This is a genomic window from Alteribacillus iranensis, assembly GCF_900113025.1.
Taxonomy (GTDB): Bacteria; Bacillota; Bacilli; order Bacillales; family Marinococcaceae; genus Alteribacillus_A; species Alteribacillus_A iranensis.
On the sequence record NZ_FONT01000005.1, the window covers coordinates 151,632 to 172,235 of the forward strand.

Consider the following 20,604-nt stretch of genomic DNA (forward strand, 5'->3'; position numbering starts at 1 on the left):
ATTTATTTAATTCTCTACTTCATTTATAAACTTTTGTTCGTCCCACACTTCTACCCCTAAATCGCGGGCTTTCGTTAACTTTGATCCGGCATCTTCTCCTGCAATTAACAGATCTGTGTTTTTACTGACACTTCCTGTTACTTTTCCCCCAAGCGCTTCGATTCGTTCTTTGGCTTCATTTCTCGTCCATTGTTTTAAAGTGCCAGTTAGTACCACTGTTTTGTCGTTTAACATATGATCTGTTTCAACTTGTTCTCTTTTTGGACCTAAATAGGTCATGTTAAGTCCAAGGTCCTTTAACTTATCTAGGAGATCATTCGCCTCTGGATTATCGAAATAACTTACAATCGAATCTGCCATTTTGTTTCCTATCTCATAGATAGATATCAAGTCCTCATACGTAGCTGTACGCAACCGATCCATGGTCTCAAAATGCTCCGCAAGCGTACGGGCTGCTTTGGAACCTACAAAACGTATCCCTAAACCAAAGATCAGCTTCTCTAACGAATTCTCCTTAGATACTTCGATGGCATTTAATAAGTTTTGAACTGATTTTTCCCCCATTCTCTCCAGCTGTAACAGCTCATCACGGTCGAGCTTGTACAAATCATCAATGCCAGCAACTAAACGATGCTCAAAAAGTTGCTGAATCACTTTCTCTCCTAGGCCGTCTATGTTCATGGCATCACGGGACACAAAGTGAATTAAACTTTCTTTCATTTGAGCAGGACACTGAGGATTCACACAGCGCAGTGCTACTTCTTCTTCAAGACGAACGAGGTCACTTCCGCAGGCCGGGCATTCCTCGGGCATAAAGAAGTCTTCTTCTTTCCCGCTTCTTAGCTCATCGAGTACCCTAACTACCTCAGGAATAATGTCTCCCGCTTTTTTTATAACGACTTGATCGCCAATTTTAATATCTTTTTCTCGAATGAGGTCTTCATTATGGAGAGAGGCCCGTTTCACTGTTGTCCCCGCTACTTGAACCGGTGATAATTGGGCGGTTGGGGTAACAACCCCAGTACGACCTACTGATAAAGTGATTCCTTCTAAAGTAGTCACGACTTCTTCTGCCGGAAATTTGTAGGCAATCGCCCATCTTGGACTTTTCGCCGTAAACCCTAACTCCTGTTGCTGAGATAAATCATTTACTTTAATAACGATGCCATCAATCTCATAGTTCAAATCATTTCTGTGTTCCACCCAACTTTTCACATACTCCAATACTTCTTCAATATCATCACAATATTTGCTTTCTGGGTTCGTTTTTAAACCTAACTCTTTCATATATGATAGAGCTTCCTGATGAGTCTTCAACCCGCGTCCTTTGTCATCACCAATTGCGTAGAGATAGATATCAAGATTTCGCTTCGCTGCAATTTTTGGATCAAGTTGGCGAAGAGATCCAGCCGCTGCATTTCTAGGGTTAGCAAACAATACTTCGCCTGCTTTTTCCTTGGCATCATTCAACCGTTCAAAAGAATATTTTGGCATAAACACCTCGCCCCGCACTTCCATATTCACTTCTTCCTGAAGTCGAAGGGGGATAGAACGAACTGTTTTTAAATTGCTTGTGATATCTTCACCGGTGGTGCCATCACCACGTGTAGCGCCACGTACAAAACGACCATTCTCATAGGTTAACGAAACCGCCAGACCGTCAATTTTCAATTCGCATATATAAGATACTTCTTTATTGATCGCCTGATGAATGCGACGGTCGAAATCACGTAAATCCTGCTCGGAGAAGGCATTGCCAAGACTCATCATAGGGACGTCATGCCGCACTTTAACAAACGCATCTAAAGGTGGACCGCCAATACGAACGGTGGGAGAATCACTAGTTTTCAGTTCCGGGTATTCTTCTTCAAGCTTGATTAATTCCTGCATTTTCGCATCATATTCAGCATCTGGCACCAGTGGCGCGTCTAGAACATAATAGTGATGCCCATACTTTTCTAAAAGATTACGCAGTTCTTCTGCCCGTTCTTGCGCTTCTTTTGCATCCATGGCCAGTTTCCTTTCTCTATCGAAAAGTTTATATTGCCTATACTTTCGTGATTGGAGCGAATTTAGCATATAGCCGTTTAATACCTTGAGTAGGAAAAGCAATGTCTAATTCAATATCTTCTCCTTCTCCTTTCACGCTGACAACTGTACCAGTGCCCCACTTTTTATGATCAGCCTTGTCTCCTACCGCCCAATCAAAGCTGGATCCACCGGTTGACACGGTCACTCTACGGCTTTCAGCGACTGCTGCTTTTCTTCGTCTCTCATACGGTGAGAGTGCTCCAGAATTCCCTGCTGTCGCTTGGGTTGTTGTCATCCATGTCGGCTTCTCCTTCTCTTCCTTGCCTTCCAAGAGCTCCCCGGGAAGCTCTTCTATAAAACGAGAGGCCGGGTTAGCTTGTGTTCGTCCGTACAGCTGTCTCATCCGCGCGTGAGTCAGGTGAAGCGCCTCTTCTGCTCTTGTAATGCCAACATATGCAAGACGGCGCTCTTCCTCCATTTCTTCCAACTCGAATAAAGATCTGCTGTGTGGAAATATTCCCTCTTCCATACCAATCAAGAAGACAATGGGAAATTCCAACCCCTTTGCTGAGTGAAGAGTCATCATCCATACTGCTCCTGTTTCATCGTCTTCATCGGTATCGTTGATGTCAGCAACTAAAGCTAAGTCAGTCAAAAAAGCAATTAAGGACTTATCGTCATTTTTCTTTTCAAAATCATGAGTTACTGATAACAACTCATCTATATTCTCTAGACGACTTTGCGCTTCTATCGTTTTTTCGTTTTTTAAGGCTTCCCGATATCCTGTTTTTTCAAGCAATTCTTCTACTAATTCGGATACAGATAAATATTCCTGAAGCTCAATCCACTGTTCGAGCTGTCTAGAGAACTCTTGAAGCTTTTTCGTAGGGCGAGGACCAAGACCAATTTGGTCGGCTTCCTGCAGAGCCGCAAACATTGATATATCCTGGCTATTTGCATAATGAGCAATCTTATCTACTGTCGCAGCCCCGATTCCCCGCTTCGGAACGTTTATAATTCTTGTTAAACTTATGTCATCATCAGGATTGGCCACTACTCGTAAATAAGCGAGAACATCTTTTATCTCTTTCCGATCATAGAACTTTGTCCCTCCTATCATATTATAACTAATGTTTGATTTAACAAACATTTCTTCCAGGACACGGGATTGGGCATTCGTTCGGTATAAAACGGCAATATCTGAATAATCACAGTTCCCGCTTTGGACAGCCTCTCTTATCTTTCCTACAACATAAACGGCTTCATCCCTCTCATCAGCCGCTTCATAATAAAATAAATTATCGCCTTCATCGTTATCTGTCCATAATTTTTTTGGCTTCCTTCCGCTGTTATTTTTTATAACAGCATTTGCAGCTTCTAATATTTTCTTCGTTGACCGGTAATTCTGCTCTAATAAAATAACCTTGGCGTCTTCATAATCGTTTTCAAAGGAAAGAATGTTGCCAATATCCGCGCCACGCCATTTATAAATACTTTGATCCGAATCCCCCACCACACACAAATTACGATTTTTTTCTGCCAATAAATTCACGAGCATATACTGTGCACGGTTTGTATCCTGATACTCATCGACATGAATATACTGGAATTTACGTTGATAGAACTCAAGCACTTCCGGGACTTGTTTGAACAGCTTTATAGTAACCATAATTAAATCGTCAAAATCGAGTGCGTGATTCGTACGTAAACGACGTTGATATTCCTTATACACATCCGCGGCTACTTCTTCAAATGGCCCAACGGCTTTTTCAGAGAATTTCTCCGGTGTTTCCAGCACATTTTTCGCTGAGGAGATAACACCAAGCAAGCTGCGCGGCTCAAATTTTTTCGAATCAATATTCAAGTCTTTTAAAATTTGCTTAATAAGAGAGAGTTGATCAGATGCATCCAATATAGAAAAGTTTCGGTTATATCCTATTCGGTCAATGTCACGCCGCAATATTCTCACACACATAGAGTGGAACGTTGATATCCATATATCTTCGGCCACAGGTCCAACTAATCTAGCAGCACGGTCCTTCATTTCACGGGCTGCTTTATTTGTAAAAGTTATCGCTAATATAGAATACGGGGGGATGCCCTTTTCGCGAATTAAGTAAGCAATCCTCGACGTTAATACCCTTGTTTTTCCACTTCCTGCTCCTGCCATAACGAGGAGGGGGCCTTCTGTCTCTAATATCGCTTCTTTTTGTTGAGGATTCATGCCCTCTAACATCTTCTCAATTATCTTTCGTTGCATGCCAACACCACCAATTCGAACTTATGTTCTGTAAATTATACCTTTTTTTACTTGTTTTCGCTACTATCTTTAACAGCTCTTACGGTTGAAATAGCAGCTTTTACATCATTATAAATAATGTTACCTACTACTACTGTGTCAGCATAAGCAGACATTTCTTTCGCTTGCTGGGCATTTTGTATACCTCCACCGTAAAAAAGCCGCGCGTGGTTTAACACTTCAGAAGCTGCCTTGACAATTTCGGGATCACCGTATGTACCACTATATTCCAAGTAAAAGACGGGTAATCGAAACAACTTATCTGCAAGCATAGCCGCTGCTCTTACATCTTCCTCGTCTAATGCCGTGTCTGCTTGTGTGAGAGAAGACACTTTGGCTTGTTCATTAAGGACACAATAACCTTCTGTTATAATTTCTTCCCAATTCATCATCGGACCATAATCCTTCAATGCTTTGCGATGTATTCCGGTGATCCATTTTGGATCTCCCGCATTTAACACAGAAGGGATAAAATAATAATCAAATCCTGGTGTTATCGCCTCTAAATTTGAAACTTCCAACGCACATGCTACAGAATACCGACGAACTCGAGAGAGCAACGATAGTGTGTTATCAAGTGTAACACCATCTGTCCCTCCTACTATAACTGCATCTGTTCCTGACTCACATATGGCCTCTAATGTTTTGTCATCTATGTCTTTTGCAGGGTCAAGCTTAAAAACATGAGCCCACTCTGTATATGAAAGCATACTTACCATGCTCCTCTAATATTAAAATAAAACACTGATTCATTCTCTGAGAAAATTATAACAAAAAAACTATCCTCTGACGGCTTCACCGATGAGGACAGCTTTTTGTCTTTATTGCTGCTTCTCTTTTTCTTCTTCTTCACGCAGGCGCTCAAGTGCCATTTGGTAACTATCATTTCCATAATGCAGGCATCGTTTTACCCGCGATATAGTTGCTGTACTAGCACCGGTTTCCGTTTCGATCTTCTGGTAAGTTGATCCATTTTGGAGCATCCGTGCTACTTCCAAACGCTGTGCCAGTGACTGGATCTCATTAATGGTGCATAAATCATCGAAAAACTCGTAGCACTCTTCGATATCACGAAGAGACAAGATCGCCTTGAACAATTGGTCTAATTCCTTACCTCTTAACTTGTCAATTTGCATGTACGAACTGCACCTCACTTGCAGAAAAGAATGCTCCTTTTATATTTTAACGCATAACAGCAGGAAAGAGAACTGATTTTTTATGGACATCAAAAATTCCTTGTTGTGTCACTCGTACATATGGTAAGTGTGTAGAGGAAAAAAACAGCATACTATAAACGGGATCCTCGTGCTCGTATCCTCTTTCTCTCAGAGCATTCACGAAATGCTCATGCTCTTCCATTAATTCTTCCATTGGCTTTTCTGACATCGTTCCGAACAACGGAAGAGGAATACCGGCAACCGTTTCATTATTATCCACTAAAAACATACCACCGCCATGTGTTTTTAACTCTTGGAAGGCTTTCCACATATCATTTTTTTCCGTACCAATGATAATGATATCGCCTGAATTAGAAAAAGTTGAAGCCAGGCCTCCTATATTTCTTCCAAAACCTTTAATTACCGTATTGATTCTCCAATTACCGTGTCGATCTAACATCACAAAAAAACATTCATTGTGTGATTCAGACAGTATGTCATTCGTTACGTCTACCCCGATTTGGTATGGTTTCAAGATAACTGAATTCGTTAATTCAATACCAACGGGCATAGAAAAATGCATATCTTCTTCTTTTAAATCCCAGTCTATATTTAAGGAGTTGACACCATACTCCCCCCAAGAGAAAGGAAGGTCAGGATACGTGGACTCCCCGTTTCGAAAAACCCATTGGCCTTTTGCAAGGACCCCATCAGGAACAGGATTCTTGGGTGACGTCAAAATATTTAAATGAGCAATTCTTCCAGGGGCAATCATTCCTAACTGATCATCCATACCATAGTGACGCGCTACATTATAACTCGCCATTTCATAAGCCGCAATGTCAGGCACTCCTTTATCGAGTGCTATAGCGATCATCTTGTCAGCCATCCCTTGTCGATAGAAGGATGGAGTCGAGCCATCCGTATTTAAAATAAACCGGCTAAAGTCATTTATGCCATGTTCCAGCAACTCTTCCAATATTTTTGGAAGGTCAGGACGAATAGAGGAGTAACGCAAAGACGTTGTCATTCCTGCATCCAACCTGCGTAATGCCTCTTCTCCATTCATCGCTTCATGGTCGGCTGTAACGCCCAAGAGAGCCATCTGCGTCAGCGTACGTTCGGAAGCTCCAGGAAAATGTCCCTCGATTGGCTTTTTTAATTCTTTGGTGTATTGCATCCAATGAAGAGTCGTGTCATCTCCTGACATGACTTGTGGCCAAGCTGTTAATTCCCCGCCTTGAACAACCAGAGGATGCTCCAGCCATTCTCTTAGATCAGACGGGGAAAATAGTTCGTCTTCTTCTTCCAGCTCTGTTTGGGCGTCATAACGAGCCCACCAATACATGGAAGACGGAAGATCATTTAATCTCTCTGCCATTGTAAGCGCTTTCTTATTGTCCATATTTAAAAAGAACATCAAATTATCATTTATAAGAGTGGTGGTTCCTCTACTGGATGCATATTTAGCTAATGAATGGGGATTATATAACTGGAACGGGTGTGAATGAGGTTCGATATATCCAGGGACCACATACTTCCCGCGGCAATCTACAACCTCTGTACCGTCCGTTTTTTCCGGGAGCTTCTCCCCGGTATATACTATTCTGTCTTCATATATCCAAATATGGCCCTGAAGCCATGATTTTCTCGCACTGCTTAAGTACGTTGCATTTTTCAAGATCATACTGGGAGCTGCATCCCCGCGAATAACGGATAGTTGTTTTCTAATAGATTGTTTACTCCAATTAAACAAATGCGTTGCCATATTCGTCACCTGCTTTCTAATTGTTCAGTTTAACACATTATATGTAGATAGACCATCCGCTCAAAATCACTTTTTTTGGATGTTTTTTATCTCTTAATTTATTTTTTCCCACGTACAAAAGTAATGACCCTACTTTCCAATTCCCAGAAAAAAGGAGGTGCTACCAATGAGACCAAATATAGGTACATTAAATGCTTACGTACGAATCACTTGCGGATTGACTATGTTAGCTTGGTCTGGAGGAAAGCTGAACGGTCGTTATGATACCGGACGTCATTTGCTTTGTGTCATGTTAGGAGCTATGAAAGTGGCTGAAGGAATTACGCGCTTCTGTCCACTCACCAAAATGATAACGGATAGCATGTCACGAGGAAATGAAAGTTCAGAAGAGCAAGCGAATACTTCTTCAGTAAATATGTATGATCTATAATGAATAAAATGATGAAAGCACCCGGCATCTATGCTGGGTGCTCAATTATTTTACTTGAGACGTTTTATTGCTTTGTCGCCTATATCGGTACGGTAAAATAAATGATTAGTGTCAAGGTTTTTCAGTTCATTATACACTTTATCTTTTGCTTCTTTTAACGTCGGGGCTTTTTCCGCCACCAATAGTACACGTCCGCCAGCAGTCTCATAATGATCGTTTGTTTTATTCATCCCCGCGCAAAATAATAACTCCGCTTCCGGGAGGGTTACAATTGGCTTCTTTTTTTCATAGGCCCCCGGATATCCTTTCGAGGCAGCTACTACCCCAAGTACCGCATCGTGAGACCACGTGAGCTTTGGTGTTTTGCCATCCAATAGCTCTAATATAGCGCTCGCTAAATCGGATTCCAACCGAGGAAGAACTACTTGTGCTTCAGGATCCCCAAAGCGCGCATTGAATTCAATCACTTGTGGGCCAGAGTCTGTCATCATTAAGCCGGCATATAAAACCCCTGTAAAAGAGCGCCCGTCTTTAACCATTCCTGTTGCAGCCGGCTGTAATACTTCACGAACCGCACGTGCTATATCTTCATCTGTGAATTGTGGAACGGGACTGTAAGCCCCCATTCCTCCTGTGTTTGGTCCTTCATCGTTATCATAAGCCCTTTTATGATCCTGAGCACCTACCATAGGAATCACCGTTTCCCCGTGAACGAACGCCATCAAAGAAAGTTCTTCTCCCTCTAGATATTCTTCAATCACTACTTGGGCACCAGCTTTTCCAAACTTATCATCCTGCAGTATATCTGATAAGGCTGTAAATGCTTCTTCCTTTGACATCGCTACAGTTACCCCTTTACCTGCGGCTAAACCATCCGCTTTAATTACTATCGGGGCCCCATTCTCTTTCACGTGATTTACTGCTTTTTCGTAATCTGATGTCACAAAGTAAGAACCTGTAGGAATGCCGTGGCGATGCATGAAAGCCTTGGCAAATGATTTACTTCCTTCAATAAGAGCTGCTTCCTTTGTAGGACCAAACACTTTCAGCCCTTCTTCTTGAAAACGATCTGTAATACCATCAAGCAACGGGGCTTCTGGACCGACAATTGTAAGTGCAACTTGGTTCTCTTTCGCAAACTCGACCAGTTGATCATGTTCCTTTTCTTCTATGTTCACGCATTCCGCAATATTTTCCATTCCAGGATTTCCAGGCGCCACGTAAACTTTCTCTACTTTTGGGCTGGCAGCTAGTTTCCAAGCGAGAACATGTTCACGACCGCCGCTCCCAATGACTAATACGTTCATAGTTATGTATGTCCTCCCTTACGACTGTCATTTGATGAGACTAGAAAAAATGCAAGGCGGCCGCCCAGCAGTAACAATGCTGGCGATCCGCCGTGGAGGCTTTATTAATGTTTGAAATGGCGCATGCCTGTAAAGACCATAGCAATTCCTAATTCATTCGCCTTTTCAATCGATTCCTCGTCCCGAATGGATCCGCCTGGTTGAATAATAGCACTTACCCCTGCTTTTCCAGCCTCTTCTACCGTATCTTTCATTGGGAAAAAGGCATCGGATGCCATCGTACTTCCTTCTGACTTATCTCCTGCTTGTTCAATGGCAATTTTAGCGGATCCTACACGATTCATCTGACCTGCTCCGACACCGATTGTCATGTCGTCTTTCGTTAGCACAATCGCGTTTGATTTTACATGTTTCACTACTTTCCATCCAAGCTTCAAGTCTTCCCACTCTTGTTCCGTTGGTTCACGTTCTGTGGCGACTTGAATGTCCGCATCTAGAAACCCTTTATTGTCTTCTTCTTGAATCAGCGCCCCGCCATGAACGGAAGTGATTTTGGAACGTTCTTCTCCGCCTTCATCAAGAGTTACAGAGAGGAGTCGTAAGTTCTTCTTTTCTGTTAGAATATCTAAAGCCTCTTGACTGAAGGATGGTGCAATTATAATTTCAAGGAAAATTTCTTTCATTTTTTCAGCAATATGTTTATCTACTTCTCGATTTAACGCGATAATTCCGCCAAAAATAGAAACTGGATCCGCTTCAAACGCTTTCTCATAGGCTCCAAAGAGATCGTCACCTACTCCAACTCCACAAGGGTTCATATGTTTCACTGCCACTGCAGCTGGTTGTCCGAACTCTTTCAAGATAGAAAGCGCAGCTTCCGCATCGTTTATATTATTATAAGATAGTTCTTTACCATGTAACTGAATGGCGTTTGCAATGGAACTCGCCGGACCGATTGGTTCCCGGTAAAACGCCGCTTTTTGATGAGGGTTTTCACCATAACGAAGATCTTGTTTCTTTTCGTACGTAACCGTATACGTTTCCGGATATTGTTCCCCTGTTTGCTCTGTTAAATAATTTGCAATTAACGCATCATAGGAAGCGGTGTGTCGGAACACTTTTGCTGCCAGGCGTTTCTTTGTTTCAGATTGAACGTCTCCGTCCGTTTTCCACTCTTGAAGAACTGTTTCATAGTCTTCCGGATCGGTAACGACGGTGACAAATTGATGATTTTTTGCGGCCGCTCTTAACATGCTTGGGCCGCCAATATCAATATTCTCTACTGCTTCTGCAAAATCTGTCTCTGGATTTTCAATGGTTTCCTTAAACGGGTAAAGGTTGACAACGACTAAGTCAATTGGCGTTATTCCTTGTTTTTCTAACTCAGATACATGTTCTTCCTTATCGCGAATGGCGAGCAAGCCACTATGAATATTTGGATGAAGTGTTTTTACACGGCCGTCAAGTATTTCTGGAAAACCTGTCACCTCTGAAATACCCGTTACATTGACGCCTCCTTCTTCTAATACACGGCTTGTCCCTCCGGTAGAAATAATCTCCACACCGCCTGCTTCCAGCTCTTTTGCAAACGGTAATATACCTTCCTTGTTTGATACACTAATTAACGCTCGTTTGATAGTCATTTCCGACCTGACTCCCTTCTAACCTTTGCTTCTCAATAAATGATTGAATCGTATCAGGATATAACCGGTGTTCAATTGCTTGAACGGCTTTTGTTACAGACTGTAGCGAGTCTGTCTGTTTAATAGCAACGGCCTCTTGGGAAATAATCGGCCCGGTATCCATGCCTTCATCTACAAGGTGTACGGTTACACCGGTAACCTTTACCGCTGCCTCCCAAGCTTGACCGATAGCATCCTTTCCTGGAAAAGCTGGTAAAAGGGAAGGATGGATGTTGAGGATGCGACCCTCATATGCAGCTAATAATGTCTTGCCAATTAATCTCATATAACCTGCAAGGATTACGAGATCTACTTCTGCCGATTCCAATTCCTTAACGATAACACTTTCAAAAGCCGCCTTGTCGGGATATTCTTTAGGTTTAAAAGCAAAGACTGGTATATCGACATCTTCAGCCCGTTGCACTGCGTAAGCATCCGGCTTATCACAGACAAGAAGCGATATTTCAGCGTTTAACCTGCCTTCTTGTGCTGCATCAACAATCGCTTGAAAATTAGACCCGCTTCCCGAAGCAAATACTGCTAATTTCATCCGGTGTAACCTCCTGCAATCTCAATCTCCCCTGTGTTTGTAATAGAACCAATGACATAGGCTTCTTCCCCTTGTTCTTCAAGAGTACGGATTGCCTGTTCTGCCTCATCCTGTGAAACAGCAGCCACTAAACCGATCCCCATGTTAAATGTGCCATACATATCCTCTAGTGTCACATTGCCTTTTTCTTTCAAAAACTTAAATATTGCCGGCAGCTCCCAAGAGGAGGAATCAATTCTAGCGCCTAGTCCGTCAGGAAGCATTCTTGGTATGTTTTCGTAAAAGCCGCCCCCCGTAATATGAGCCAGTCCTTTGACGTTAACTTTATCCTTTAACTGTTTAATCGCTTTAACATAAATTTTTGTCGGCTCTAATAGAACTTCTCCCAATTTTTGATTGAAAGAATCATAGGTCTCGTGAAGGTCCAATTTCGCCTCTTCTAAAAGAACTTTACGAACTAAAGAGAAACCATTACTATGAATGCCGGACGACGATATCCCTATGAGTGTATCTCCCTGTTGGATATGATCACCTGTAATAATATCCCGTTTCTCTGCAGCTCCCACAGTGAAACCTGCTAGATCGTACTCTTCTTCCTCATACATACCTGGCATTTCTGCAGTTTCTCCACCAATGAGAGCACACCCTGCTTGCTCGCAACCGTCAGCCACGCCTTTTACGATTGCTTCTACTTTAGCCGGATCAGCTTTTCCACAAGCTAAGTAATCTAAAAAATATAAAGGATCCGCTCCTTGAACGGCTACATCGTTTACACACATAGCAACTGCATCAATTCCGATAGTATCGTGCTTATCCATTGCGAATGCGAGCATCAACTTCGTCCCTACTCCATCGGTCCCAGAAATAAGCACAGGTTCTTTATATGGTAAGGAGGATAAGTCGAACATAGCTCCAAATCCACCTAATCCTCCTAACACTTCAGGACGCATCGTTCTCTCTGTGTGTTTTTTCATCCTTTTTACAGCTTCATATCCGGCTTCCACATCAACCCCGGCATTTTTGTAAGCTTCAGACATAGCTAGTGCCTCCCTTTTTCTCTCAACCGTTATGACTTAACTGCTTTATCATGGGGATGTAGGGTATCCTGATAAATTTCGGTAGGATACTCTCCTGTGAAACAGGCCATGCAACGTCCGCAGGCGCTATCTTTTCCGCCGTGGTTAATCCCTTCAAGCATTCCGTCTGTAGATAGGAACGTGAGTGAGTCTGCTCCCATCTGCTCTCTCATTTCTTCAATGGAATGAGTAGCCGCTATTAATTCCTCTTTTGTGGATGTGTCAATCCCGTAGAAACAAGGATGAGTAATAGGCGGTGAGCTAATCCGAACATGAACTTCCAATGCGCCGGCATCTTTTAATAAACGAACAATTCTTCTGCTCGTAGTTCCGCGTACGATGGAGTCATCTACCATGACAACCCGCTTACCTTCCACTACTCCTCGTACGGCCGAGAGCTTCATTTTTACACCTTGTTCTCTCAGTTCCTGGGAGGGCTTGATGAAAGTTCGACCAACATATCTATTTTTGATTAAACCTAGTTCATAAGGAATGCCTGCTTGTTCCGCATACCCGATAGCTGCTGAAATAGAGGATTCCGGCACACCCGTCACAATGTCTGCTTCTACAGGGGCCTCTTTAGCCAGCTGCTTTCCGAGCTGTTTACGCGCGGAATGTACGTTAATTTGGTCAAGATTGGAATCGGGACGGGATAAATAAATATATTCCATGCTGCAAAGAGCTCTTTGAGAAGCATTCGAAAATAGAATAGATCGAATACCCTCATCATCAATTGTGACAATTTCTCCCGGCTGTACTTCACGTACATATTCAGCACCAATCACATCAAAAGCGCAAGTTTCTGAAGCGACCACATATGCTTCTCCGAGACGACCAATCGAAAGTGGACGCATTCCTTGTGGATCTTGAGCAATTAACAACTTATCCTCTGTTAATACAGTAAACGCATAAGCTCCTTTTAACATGGATAAAGCATTTTTAAACTTATCTTCAAGGTTCGGATAGACACTTCTCTTAATGAGATGGGCCAATACTTCAGTATCAGACGTCGATTGAAAAATACTCCCCTGACTCTCTAACTGGTGTTTCACTTCATTTGCATTTACCAAGTTACCATTATGAGCTACTGCTAAGCTTTCTGAACCTGTATGAGAGCGGAAGAGAAGAGGCTGGCAATTAACTAAACCTCCTCCTCCGGCCGTGGCATATCGAACGTGACCGATAGCTGCATGACCGTGTAACTGGTCAATCTCTCCCTCTTTAAAAGCTTCTGTCACAAGGCCAAGGCCTTTATGAATGGACAGTGCGTCCCCGTCTGTAACAGCAATTCCTGCCCCTTCTTGGCCACGGTGCTGGAGACTGTGCAGTCCATAATACGCAATCTGAGCTGCTTCCTTATGTCCCCAAACAGCAAAAACACCACATTCTTCATTTAAACCTTTGATTTCAGCAAGCATGGAATAGCTCCTTTCCAGGCATTTTCCAATTCTTGGACATCTGCCTGAAGCACATTTTGGCCCGAGACATCGTTAATAACAAGTTGACGTGCTGACGTAACTTTTCCAACATGTTGCGCATCTGTTACAATCCGCTCAAAATCTTCTTTATTATCGGGGCGAACACTTACAATGAACCGAGATTGTGTCTCTGCAAACAATGAAGCGACTTTATCACCGCTTATTGTCAATTCTGCACCATAGTTTGTGCCAAACAAACATTCAGCAGCTGCTACTGCTAACCCGCCTTCAGCAATATCATGAGCATTCGAGATGTAGCCTTTTTGAATGGCCGCCAGAATCTGAGTTTGACGATTTTTTTCTACATTTAGATCAATGACAGGCGGTTTGCCGGAGATATCACCGTCTAATACTTTTTGAAGCTCGCTTCCTCCAAACTCAGCTTCCGCTTCACCGATAACATAAATAAGATCTTCTGCATTTTTAAAAGATTGAGTAGTGATATGATCTAAGTCCTCTACCAGGCCTACCATACCAACAACAGGGGTAGGATATACCGCACCTGCTCCGCTTTCATTATAAAGAGAGACGTTTCCTCCAATCACTGGTGTCTCTAACAATTTGCATGCTTCGCTCATTCCATCGGTAGATTTTTCCAACTGCCAGTATATTTCCGGGTTTTCTGGACTGCCGTAATTTAAACAATCTGTTAATCCAAGCGGGACTCCTCCAGAGCAGACAATGTTGCGGGCGGCTTCCGCTACAGCTATTTTCCCACCTTCTTCAGGATCCAGATAAATATAGCGAGAGTTACAATCAACAGACATCGCTAGAGCTTTGTTTTTGCCGCGAACTCTTACGACGGCAGCGTCAGAACCAGGATGAACGACAGTATTAGTTTGAACCATGTAATCATATTGATCATATACCCATTCTTTGCTTGCAATCGTCGGTTGCTGCAGCAATTGAATAAGGGTATCTTTTACGTCACTAACAGTATAATGAGAAGCATCTATTTGCTGATTTTTCTTAAAAGAAGAGTGTTCAACAGACGGTAGATATACACTCGGAACATCTTCCGCTAGTGCATCCACAGGCACTTCTGCAGTCACTTCTCCTTTATGGAGAAGGCGGAGATTTTTTTCTTCCGTCACATGTCCAACTTCCGCGTAAAGGACACCCCACCGGTCACAAATATTTTTAATCTCTTGCTCCCGTCCTTTTTTCACAACGAGCAACATTCTCTCTTGTGATTCTGATAACATCATTTCGTAAGGTGTCATGCCTTCTTCTCGTTGCGGCACTTTATCGAGATCCATTTCAATACCGTAGCCGGCTTTACTAGCCATTTCTGCAGAAGAAGAAGTAAGTCCGGCTGCCCCCATATCCTGGATACCAACAAGAGCATCCGACTGAACAATTTCCAAGCAAGCCTCCATCACGAGCTTTTCCATGTAAGGATCTCCCACTTGAACCGCAGGACGCTTGCTATCTGAGTCATCACTCAATGCTTCTGAAGAAAACGTCGCTCCGTGAATGCCATCCCTGCCTGTGCTTGGCCCAACGTAAATAACTGTGTTACCTACACCAGATGCTTGTCCTTTTTTAATGTCTTTGTGATCAATTAAACCGACACACATCGCGTTCACGAGAGGATTTTTTTCATAACAAGGATCGAACTGAACTTCCCCTCCAACGGTTGGAACCCCGATGCAATTTCCATAACCTGCGATACCTGCGACGACTTCTTCAAACAAATAGCGAACACGAGGAGAATTTAGTTCGCCGAAACGAAGAGAGTTCAACAAAGCGATAGGGCGCGCTCCCATAGAAAAAACATCTCGTAAGATCCCGCCTACTCCAGTAGCGGCTCCCTGGTATGGCTCAATAGCAGAAGGGCTGTTATGGCTTTCGATTTTGAATACAACTGCCTGCTCATCGCCGATATCAATGATCCCCGCTCCTTCTCCAGGTCCTTGCAAGACTTTCTCGCCTTCTGTGGGAAATTTTTTCAGGAGAGACTTAGAACTCTTATAGCTACAGTGTTCTGACCACATGACAGAGAATAACCCTGTTTCCGTGTAGTTTGGGAGCCGCCCAAGAGTTTTTTCGATCAAACTGAACTCTTCATCTGACAAACCCATTTCTTGATAGACTTTTTCATCTTTAATTTGCTTTGGTGACGGCTCAAGAAGTAAGGACATGTGATTCCCTCCAATGATTCAATATCGATTGAAATAGCTTTAATCCATCCGCACTGCCTAATATATCTGATGCTGCGCGCTCTGGATGAGGCATCATCCCTAACACGTTTCCTTTTTCATTAATAACACCGGCAATGTCTGCAACAGACCCATTCGCATTGCTTTTGTACGTGAAAACAATTTGTTTGTTATCGCGAAGCTTTTTTAACGTTTTCTCGTCACAAAAATAGTTACCTTCCCCATGTGCAATCGGTACAGAGATAGTCTCGTTTTCTTTATAACCAGCTGTAAAGCCTGTTTGGTTATTTTCCACCACCAACTCAGTTGGACGGCAAATGAATCTTAAATTCTGATTTCGCTGCATAGCTCCTGGTAAAAGACCTGCTTCGAGTAAGATTTGAAACCCATTACATACGCCTAGTACTGGCTTTCCCTTTTCCGCTTCTTCCATGACGCTGGTCATCACAGGAGCAAAGCGGGCAATTGCCCCGCTTCTCAAATAATCACCATAAGAAAACCCGCCCGGGAGCAAAATAGCGTCATAGTCCGCTACGCTGGTTTCGGTATACCACACTTTTTCCGCCTCTGCGTTTAAGCCTTCCGTTACGGCATAAACCATATCATCGTCACAGTTGGATCCTGGAAAGACAATCACCGCAAATTTCATTAGGATACGACCTCCTCGATCGTATAGGTATAATCCTCAATCACCGGATTAGATAATAGCTTCTCACACATCTCTTCAATCCGTTTTTCCAAATCTGTTGTCTTTTCTATTTTAAGCTCGATGAACTTACCAGTTTGAACGCTTTGGACTTCCTTGTACTCCATGGTATGAAGCGCGTTCTGTATCGCACTTCCTTGCGGATCAAGAACTCCTTCTTTCAATGTTACATATACCTGCACCTTAACCACGCGCAGCCCCTCCCAGTCTATTTAATATATCTTCATATGCTTCTTGCAGAGAACCTAGTTCATACCTAAAAATGTCCTTATCTAATTTCTCTTTCGTAGCAGCATCCCATAGACGGCATGTATCTGGTGAAACCTCGTCGGCCAAAATAATTTCGTTATCTGCTGTTTTTCCAAATTCTAATTTCAAGTCAACAAGAATAAGTCCGCATTGTCGGAAAAGACGACTTAGTTGAGTATTGATAGCAAGTGCTTGTCTCTTCAAAGTGTGTAGTTGTTCTGGCTCTGCAACTTGTAATAGTCGTATATGATCCTCATTAACGAGCGGATCACCAAGTGCATCATCTTTGTAATAAAATTCAATGACCGGCTCTTCCAACTCCATTCCCTCATGGAGTCCTGTTCGTCTTTGCAAGCTTCCCGCTACCACATTCCTTACGACGACTTCTAAAGGAATAATAGCTGTCTCGCGTACGAGCTGCTCTGTTGAAGAGATTTTCTTCACAAAGTGGCTTTCGAGCCCTGAGGCTTCCAGGCGCTCAAAAACTAAAGACGTAATCTCATTATTCAAGCGGCCTTTTCCTTTCAAGCTCTCCTTTTTCTCACCGTTAAAAGCAGTAGCATCGTCTTTATACTCCATCCATAAAAGATTCTTTAGATTGGTTTTATATAATTTTTTAGCTTTGCCTTCATACAACAGAGACTCTTTTTTTAATGCGGACTCTTCTATTTTCATTCCAAACCAGCTCTCTCAAAAATAGTATCAATCTGTTTTAAATGATGGCGGTAGTCAAAACAATCTGCAATCTCTTCTTTACTTAACACCTCTGTAATTCGAGGCTCACTTTCCACTAGTTCACGGAAGGAGGTGCCTTTTTCCCATGCTTCCATCGCTTTCGGCTGGACAAGATCATAAGCTTCCTCACGTACCATGCCTTTGTCGATGAGTGTTAAGAGTACGCGCTGGGAATAAATAAGACCAAACGTTTTCTCCATATTCTGTTTCATGTTTTCCGGAAACACAGTTAAATTCTTGACGATGTTCCCGAAGCGATTCAGCATGTAATTCAATGCAATCGTCGCGTCAGGCAAAATAATACGTTCTGCAGAAGAGTGTGAGATATCCCGTTCATGCCAAAGAGGTACATTTTCGTACGCAGTCATCATATGACCTCGTATCACTCGGGAAATCCCTGTCATGTTTTCCGACCCTACTGGATTGCGTTTATGAGGCATAGCTGATGACCCTTTTTGTCCCTTGGCGAAAAATTCCTCTACTTCTCTCGTTTCGCTTTTCTGTAAGCCGCGAATCTCTACGGCCATTTTTTCTATCGATGTAGCAATCAGCGCAATGGTGCTCATATAATGAGCGTGACGGTCACGCTGAAGCGTTTGCGTCGATACGGGGGCGGCTTCTAAACCGAGCTTTTCACACACGTACGACTCGACAAATGGAGGGATGTTAGCAAACGTACCTACTGCTCCTGACAGTTTTCCGGCACGTACTGTTTCTGCCGCCGCTTTAAAACGTTCTTTATTTCGCTTCATTTCCTCATACCAAAGAGCCAGTTTTAATCCAAACGTAGTCGGTTCAGCATGGACCCCGTGGGTACGTCCCATCATTACTGTATATTTATGTTCAAGCGCTTTTTCTTTCAGGATGGCGAGAAAGCGGTCTAAGTCTTTTTCTAAAATGTCGTTCGCTTGTTTCAGCAAGTATGAGAGAGCCGTGTCTACGACATCCGTCGATGTTAACCCGTAATGTACCCATTTTTTCTCTTCACCAAGGGTCTCTGATACAGCGCGAGTAAATGCCACAACGTCATGCCTGGTTTCTGCTTCAATTTCTTTAATCCGTTCCACATCAAAGCCGGCATTTTCTCGGATTTTCTTTACGTCCTCTTTTGGAATCTCTCCTAATTCCGCCCAAGCTTCACAAGCAGATATCTCTACTTCGAGCCACGCGTTAAATCGATTCTCGTCCGTCCAGATTGCTCCCATCTCGGGTCTTGTATACCGTTCGATCATTTGATTTCCTCCACTCTAACTCTTTTCATTTTCTCTATTTTTTCGTTAGTATGTCCTGCCAGATCGTATTGGATGTTTCTAATGCCGCTTCCTGGGTTTCGTCAAGTACCGTCCAGTGGCCCATTTTCCGGCCTTGTTTCGCTTCATCTTTCCCATATAAATGAATGTGTCCTTTTCTTGCAAACCGCTCGATATGCGTATTAACGGCTGGAAGATGTTGACCGAGCAAATTAGTCATCACCACAGACTGTAACAGTTTGGTCGAACCGAGCGGCCATCCGCATACCGCCCGGATATGCTGTTCAAATTGAGATGTTTCACAAGCCTCTATGGTGTAATGGCCAGAGTTATGAGGCCGAGGAGCAAGCTCGTTTACATAAATTTCTCCATCACCGACAACGAACATTTCAACAGCTAACGTACCAACCAATTCTAATTCTTCGGCGAGTTTACGAACAATTTCTTTCGCTGTTTCCCCTGTCCTTTCCGTTATTCTTGCCGGTACAATCGTTTGATGTAAGATATTGTTCTTATGGATGTTCTCTCCTACCGGAAATAGAGCAGTCTCTCCATTTGTGCTTCTTGTTACGATCGCTGAGATTTCTTTTTCAAATGGTATCCATTGTTCCAAAACAAGATCCTTTTCTGCTCCGCCTAGATCCTTAAACGCCGTTTCTATCTGTTTTTCCTCTTTTATTACCATCTGACCTTTTCCATCGTAGCCGCCACGGCAAGTCTTCAGTACCGACGGATATCCAAGTTGTTTTAATCCTTCCTTGAGATCGGTTAAGCTATGGACAGGCTGATAGGGAGCTACTTTCACTCCTGCTTCTTCAATAGCTCTTTTCTCTCGAAGCCGATGTTGCGTAGTGTAGAGCAAGTTACTTCCTTGTGGCAAATAAAGCTTTTCCTCTAAAAAAGAAGCGGTGTCAGAGTCAATGTTTTCAAACTCATACGTAAGGACGTCGCAATGTTCCGCTAGCTCTAGCGCTCCCCTGCGATCATCATAGGCGGCCTCCACTTCTACATCGGCAACCTGCCCTGTTGGGGATTCAAGCTTTGGTTCCATAACAGCAATACGAAACCCCATAGCCCTTGCGGCAAGTGCCATCATTCTACCTAGCTGACCGCCGCCTAAAATACCAATTGTTTTTCCTGGGGCTATAAATTTACTCACGATAGATCCCCCGTTTCCACCACTTTTTGTCGCAAGGCTTCTCTTCGATTCTCCAACCTTTCTGCAACCTCAGGATCATAAGCTCCTAGCATCTCTGCTGCTAACAAACCGGCGTTCACGGCACCTGCCTTACCGATCGCAACAGTGGCCACCGGTACTCCTCCAGGCATCTGAACGATAGATAACAAGGAATCCATTCCATCTAATGCTTTCGATTGGACCGGAACTCCGATGACAGGTAGGGTCGTCTTGGCAGCAACCATGCCAGGCAGATGAGCAGCTCCCCCTGCACCTGCAATAATGGCTTTCAGACCTTTTTCTCTAGCTCTCTCTGCATATTCAAACATCAAATCCGGGGTACGGTGTGCAGATACTACCTTTTTCTCGTAAGGTACCGAAAGTTCATCTAATACTTCACACGCATGCTTCATCGTATCCCAATCTGAAGTACTCCCCATAATTACACCAACACATGGTTTCATTTATAAAAGTCTCCCTTATCTATGAGTATTGCAATGTTAATCCTAGTCACGTGTTATCACACAAAAAAGCTCCGGTGTATGAC

At 43.1% G+C, this 20,604-nt stretch carries 18 protein-coding genes; 1 reads left to right on the plus strand and 17 read right to left on the minus strand.

Annotated elements, in window-relative coordinates; translation table 11 throughout:
* Window positions 1-6: 6 nt before the first annotated feature.
* The 5 genes from ligA to BM095_RS12190 all read right to left on the minus strand — a co-directional run bounded on the left by ligA (window position 7) and on the right by BM095_RS12190 (window position 7,255).
* On the minus strand, window positions 7-2,010 hold the full coding sequence (gene ligA / locus BM095_RS12170; RefSeq protein ID WP_091662169.1) for an NAD-dependent DNA ligase LigA: 2,004 nt from the start codon (window positions 2,008-2,010) through the stop codon (window positions 7-9).
* Between the two features lie 37 nt (window positions 2,011-2,047).
* Window positions 2,048-4,291, minus strand: a complete 2,244-nt coding sequence (gene pcrA / locus BM095_RS12175) for a DNA helicase PcrA (protein WP_091662171.1) — start codon at window positions 4,289-4,291, stop codon at window positions 2,048-2,050.
* Window positions 4,292-4,338: 47 nt separating this feature from the next.
* Complete coding sequence (gene pcrB, locus BM095_RS12180) at window positions 4,339-5,040, minus strand: heptaprenylglyceryl phosphate synthase (protein WP_091662174.1); 702 nt, start codon at window positions 5,038-5,040, stop codon at window positions 4,339-4,341.
* 111 nt (window positions 5,041-5,151) lie between these two features.
* Window positions 5,152-5,466 (minus strand): YerC/YecD family TrpR-related protein, encoded by a 315-nt coding sequence (locus BM095_RS12185; protein WP_091662177.1) that lies wholly within the window; start codon window positions 5,464-5,466, stop codon window positions 5,152-5,154.
* A gap of 46 nt (window positions 5,467-5,512) precedes the next feature.
* The gene (locus BM095_RS12190) at window positions 5,513-7,255 is read right to left on the minus strand and encodes an adenine deaminase C-terminal domain-containing protein (RefSeq protein ID WP_091662179.1); all 1,743 of its coding nucleotides are present in this window, start codon (window positions 7,253-7,255) and stop codon (window positions 5,513-5,515) included.
* 166 nt (window positions 7,256-7,421) lie between these two features.
* Between BM095_RS12190 and BM095_RS12195 the strand changes: the two genes are divergently transcribed.
* Window positions 7,422-7,685, plus strand: coding sequence for a YgaP family membrane protein (locus BM095_RS12195; protein WP_091662182.1), 264 nt, complete (start codon window positions 7,422-7,424; stop codon window positions 7,683-7,685).
* Window positions 7,686-7,735: 50 nt separating this feature from the next.
* Here the strand turns inward: BM095_RS12195 and purD are convergent, their stop codons facing one another.
* The 12 genes from purD to purE form a co-directional block, all read right to left on the minus strand.
* Entirely contained in the window at window positions 7,736-8,992 is a 1,257-nt protein-coding gene (purD, locus tag BM095_RS12200) for a phosphoribosylamine--glycine ligase (protein WP_091662184.1), read from the minus strand.
* Between the two features lie 104 nt (window positions 8,993-9,096).
* A complete protein-coding gene (gene purH / locus BM095_RS12205) occupies window positions 9,097-10,635 on the minus strand; it encodes a bifunctional phosphoribosylaminoimidazolecarboxamide formyltransferase/IMP cyclohydrolase (RefSeq protein ID WP_091662187.1) in 1,539 nt (512 codons plus the stop codon).
* The gene (gene purN / locus BM095_RS12210) at window positions 10,610-11,224 is read right to left on the minus strand and encodes a phosphoribosylglycinamide formyltransferase (RefSeq protein ID WP_091662189.1); all 615 of its coding nucleotides are present in this window, start codon (window positions 11,222-11,224) and stop codon (window positions 10,610-10,612) included. Before purN ends, purH begins: the two co-directional genes overlap by 26 nt.
* Window positions 11,221-12,261 (minus strand): phosphoribosylformylglycinamidine cyclo-ligase, encoded by a 1,041-nt coding sequence (gene purM / locus BM095_RS12215; protein WP_091662191.1) that lies wholly within the window; start codon window positions 12,259-12,261, stop codon window positions 11,221-11,223. Before purM ends, purN begins: the two co-directional genes overlap by 4 nt.
* A gap of 29 nt (window positions 12,262-12,290) precedes the next feature.
* The gene (gene purF / locus BM095_RS12220) at window positions 12,291-13,718 is read right to left on the minus strand and encodes an amidophosphoribosyltransferase (RefSeq protein ID WP_091662194.1); all 1,428 of its coding nucleotides are present in this window, start codon (window positions 13,716-13,718) and stop codon (window positions 12,291-12,293) included.
* Window positions 13,694-15,922 (minus strand): phosphoribosylformylglycinamidine synthase subunit PurL, encoded by a 2,229-nt coding sequence (gene purL, locus BM095_RS12225; protein WP_091662196.1) that lies wholly within the window; start codon window positions 15,920-15,922, stop codon window positions 13,694-13,696. The genes purF and purL overlap by 25 nt, the downstream gene beginning before the upstream one ends.
* The gene (gene purQ / locus BM095_RS12230) at window positions 15,906-16,589 is read right to left on the minus strand and encodes a phosphoribosylformylglycinamidine synthase subunit PurQ (RefSeq protein WP_091662199.1); all 684 of its coding nucleotides are present in this window, start codon (window positions 16,587-16,589) and stop codon (window positions 15,906-15,908) included. Before purQ ends, purL begins: the two co-directional genes overlap by 17 nt.
* Entirely contained in the window at window positions 16,589-16,837 is a 249-nt protein-coding gene (gene purS / locus BM095_RS12235) for a phosphoribosylformylglycinamidine synthase subunit PurS (protein ID WP_091662201.1), read from the minus strand. Before purS ends, purQ begins: the two co-directional genes overlap by 1 nt.
* A complete protein-coding gene (gene purC, locus BM095_RS12240) occupies window positions 16,830-17,570 on the minus strand; it encodes a phosphoribosylaminoimidazolesuccinocarboxamide synthase (RefSeq protein ID WP_091662204.1) in 741 nt (246 codons plus the stop codon). Before purC ends, purS begins: the two co-directional genes overlap by 8 nt.
* A complete protein-coding gene (purB, locus tag BM095_RS12245) occupies window positions 17,567-18,862 on the minus strand; it encodes an adenylosuccinate lyase (RefSeq protein ID WP_091662207.1) in 1,296 nt (431 codons plus the stop codon). Before purB ends, purC begins: the two co-directional genes overlap by 4 nt.
* A 34-nt stretch (window positions 18,863-18,896) precedes the next feature.
* Window positions 18,897-20,042, minus strand: coding sequence for a 5-(carboxyamino)imidazole ribonucleotide synthase (gene purK, locus BM095_RS12250; protein WP_143083227.1), 1,146 nt, complete (start codon window positions 20,040-20,042; stop codon window positions 18,897-18,899).
* Window positions 20,036-20,521, minus strand: a complete 486-nt coding sequence (gene purE, locus BM095_RS12255; RefSeq protein WP_091662213.1) for a 5-(carboxyamino)imidazole ribonucleotide mutase — start codon at window positions 20,519-20,521, stop codon at window positions 20,036-20,038. The genes purK and purE overlap by 7 nt, the downstream gene beginning before the upstream one ends.
* Window positions 20,522-20,604: the final 83 nt, after the last annotated feature.

Excerpts from the sequence above, each read along its gene's own strand:
- ligA (WP_091662169.1), bottom strand. The coding sequence starts at position 2,010 with ATGGATGCAAAAGAAGCGCAAGAACGGGCAGAAGAACTGCGTAATCTT.
- pcrA (WP_091662171.1), bottom strand. The coding sequence starts at position 4,291 with ATGCAACGAAAGATAATTGAGAAGATGTTAGAGGGCATGAATCCTCAA.
- pcrB (WP_091662174.1), bottom strand. The coding sequence starts at position 5,040 with ATGCTTTCATATACAGAGTGGGCTCATGTTTTTAAGCTTGACCCTGCA.
- BM095_RS12185 (WP_091662177.1), bottom strand. The coding sequence starts at position 5,466 with ATGCAAATTGACAAGTTAAGAGGTAAGGAATTAGACCAATTGTTCAAG.
- BM095_RS12190 (WP_091662179.1), bottom strand. The coding sequence starts at position 7,255 with ATGGCAACGCATTTGTTTAATTGGAGTAAACAATCTATTAGAAAACAA.
- BM095_RS12195 (WP_091662182.1), top strand. The coding sequence starts at position 7,422 with ATGAGACCAAATATAGGTACATTAAATGCTTACGTACGAATCACTTGC.
- purD (WP_091662184.1), bottom strand. The coding sequence starts at position 8,992 with ATGAACGTATTAGTCATTGGGAGCGGCGGTCGTGAACATGTTCTCGCT.
- purH (WP_091662187.1), bottom strand. The coding sequence starts at position 10,635 with ATGACTATCAAACGAGCGTTAATTAGTGTATCAAACAAGGAAGGTATA.
- purN (WP_091662189.1), bottom strand. The coding sequence starts at position 11,224 with ATGAAATTAGCAGTATTTGCTTCGGGAAGCGGGTCTAATTTTCAAGCG.
- purM (WP_091662191.1), bottom strand. The coding sequence starts at position 12,261 with ATGTCTGAAGCTTACAAAAATGCCGGGGTTGATGTGGAAGCCGGATAT.
- purF (WP_091662194.1), bottom strand. The coding sequence starts at position 13,718 with ATGCTTGCTGAAATCAAAGGTTTAAATGAAGAATGTGGTGTTTTTGCT.
- purL (WP_091662196.1), bottom strand. The coding sequence starts at position 15,922 with ATGTCCTTACTTCTTGAGCCGTCACCAAAGCAAATTAAAGATGAAAAA.
- purQ (WP_091662199.1), bottom strand. The coding sequence starts at position 16,589 with ATGAAATTTGCGGTGATTGTCTTTCCAGGATCCAACTGTGACGATGAT.
- purC (WP_091662204.1), bottom strand. The coding sequence starts at position 17,570 with ATGAAAATAGAAGAGTCCGCATTAAAAAAAGAGTCTCTGTTGTATGAA.
- purB (WP_091662207.1), bottom strand. The coding sequence starts at position 18,862 with ATGATCGAACGGTATACAAGACCCGAGATGGGAGCAATCTGGACGGAC.
- purE (WP_091662213.1), bottom strand. The coding sequence starts at position 20,521 with ATGAAACCATGTGTTGGTGTAATTATGGGGAGTACTTCAGATTGGGAT.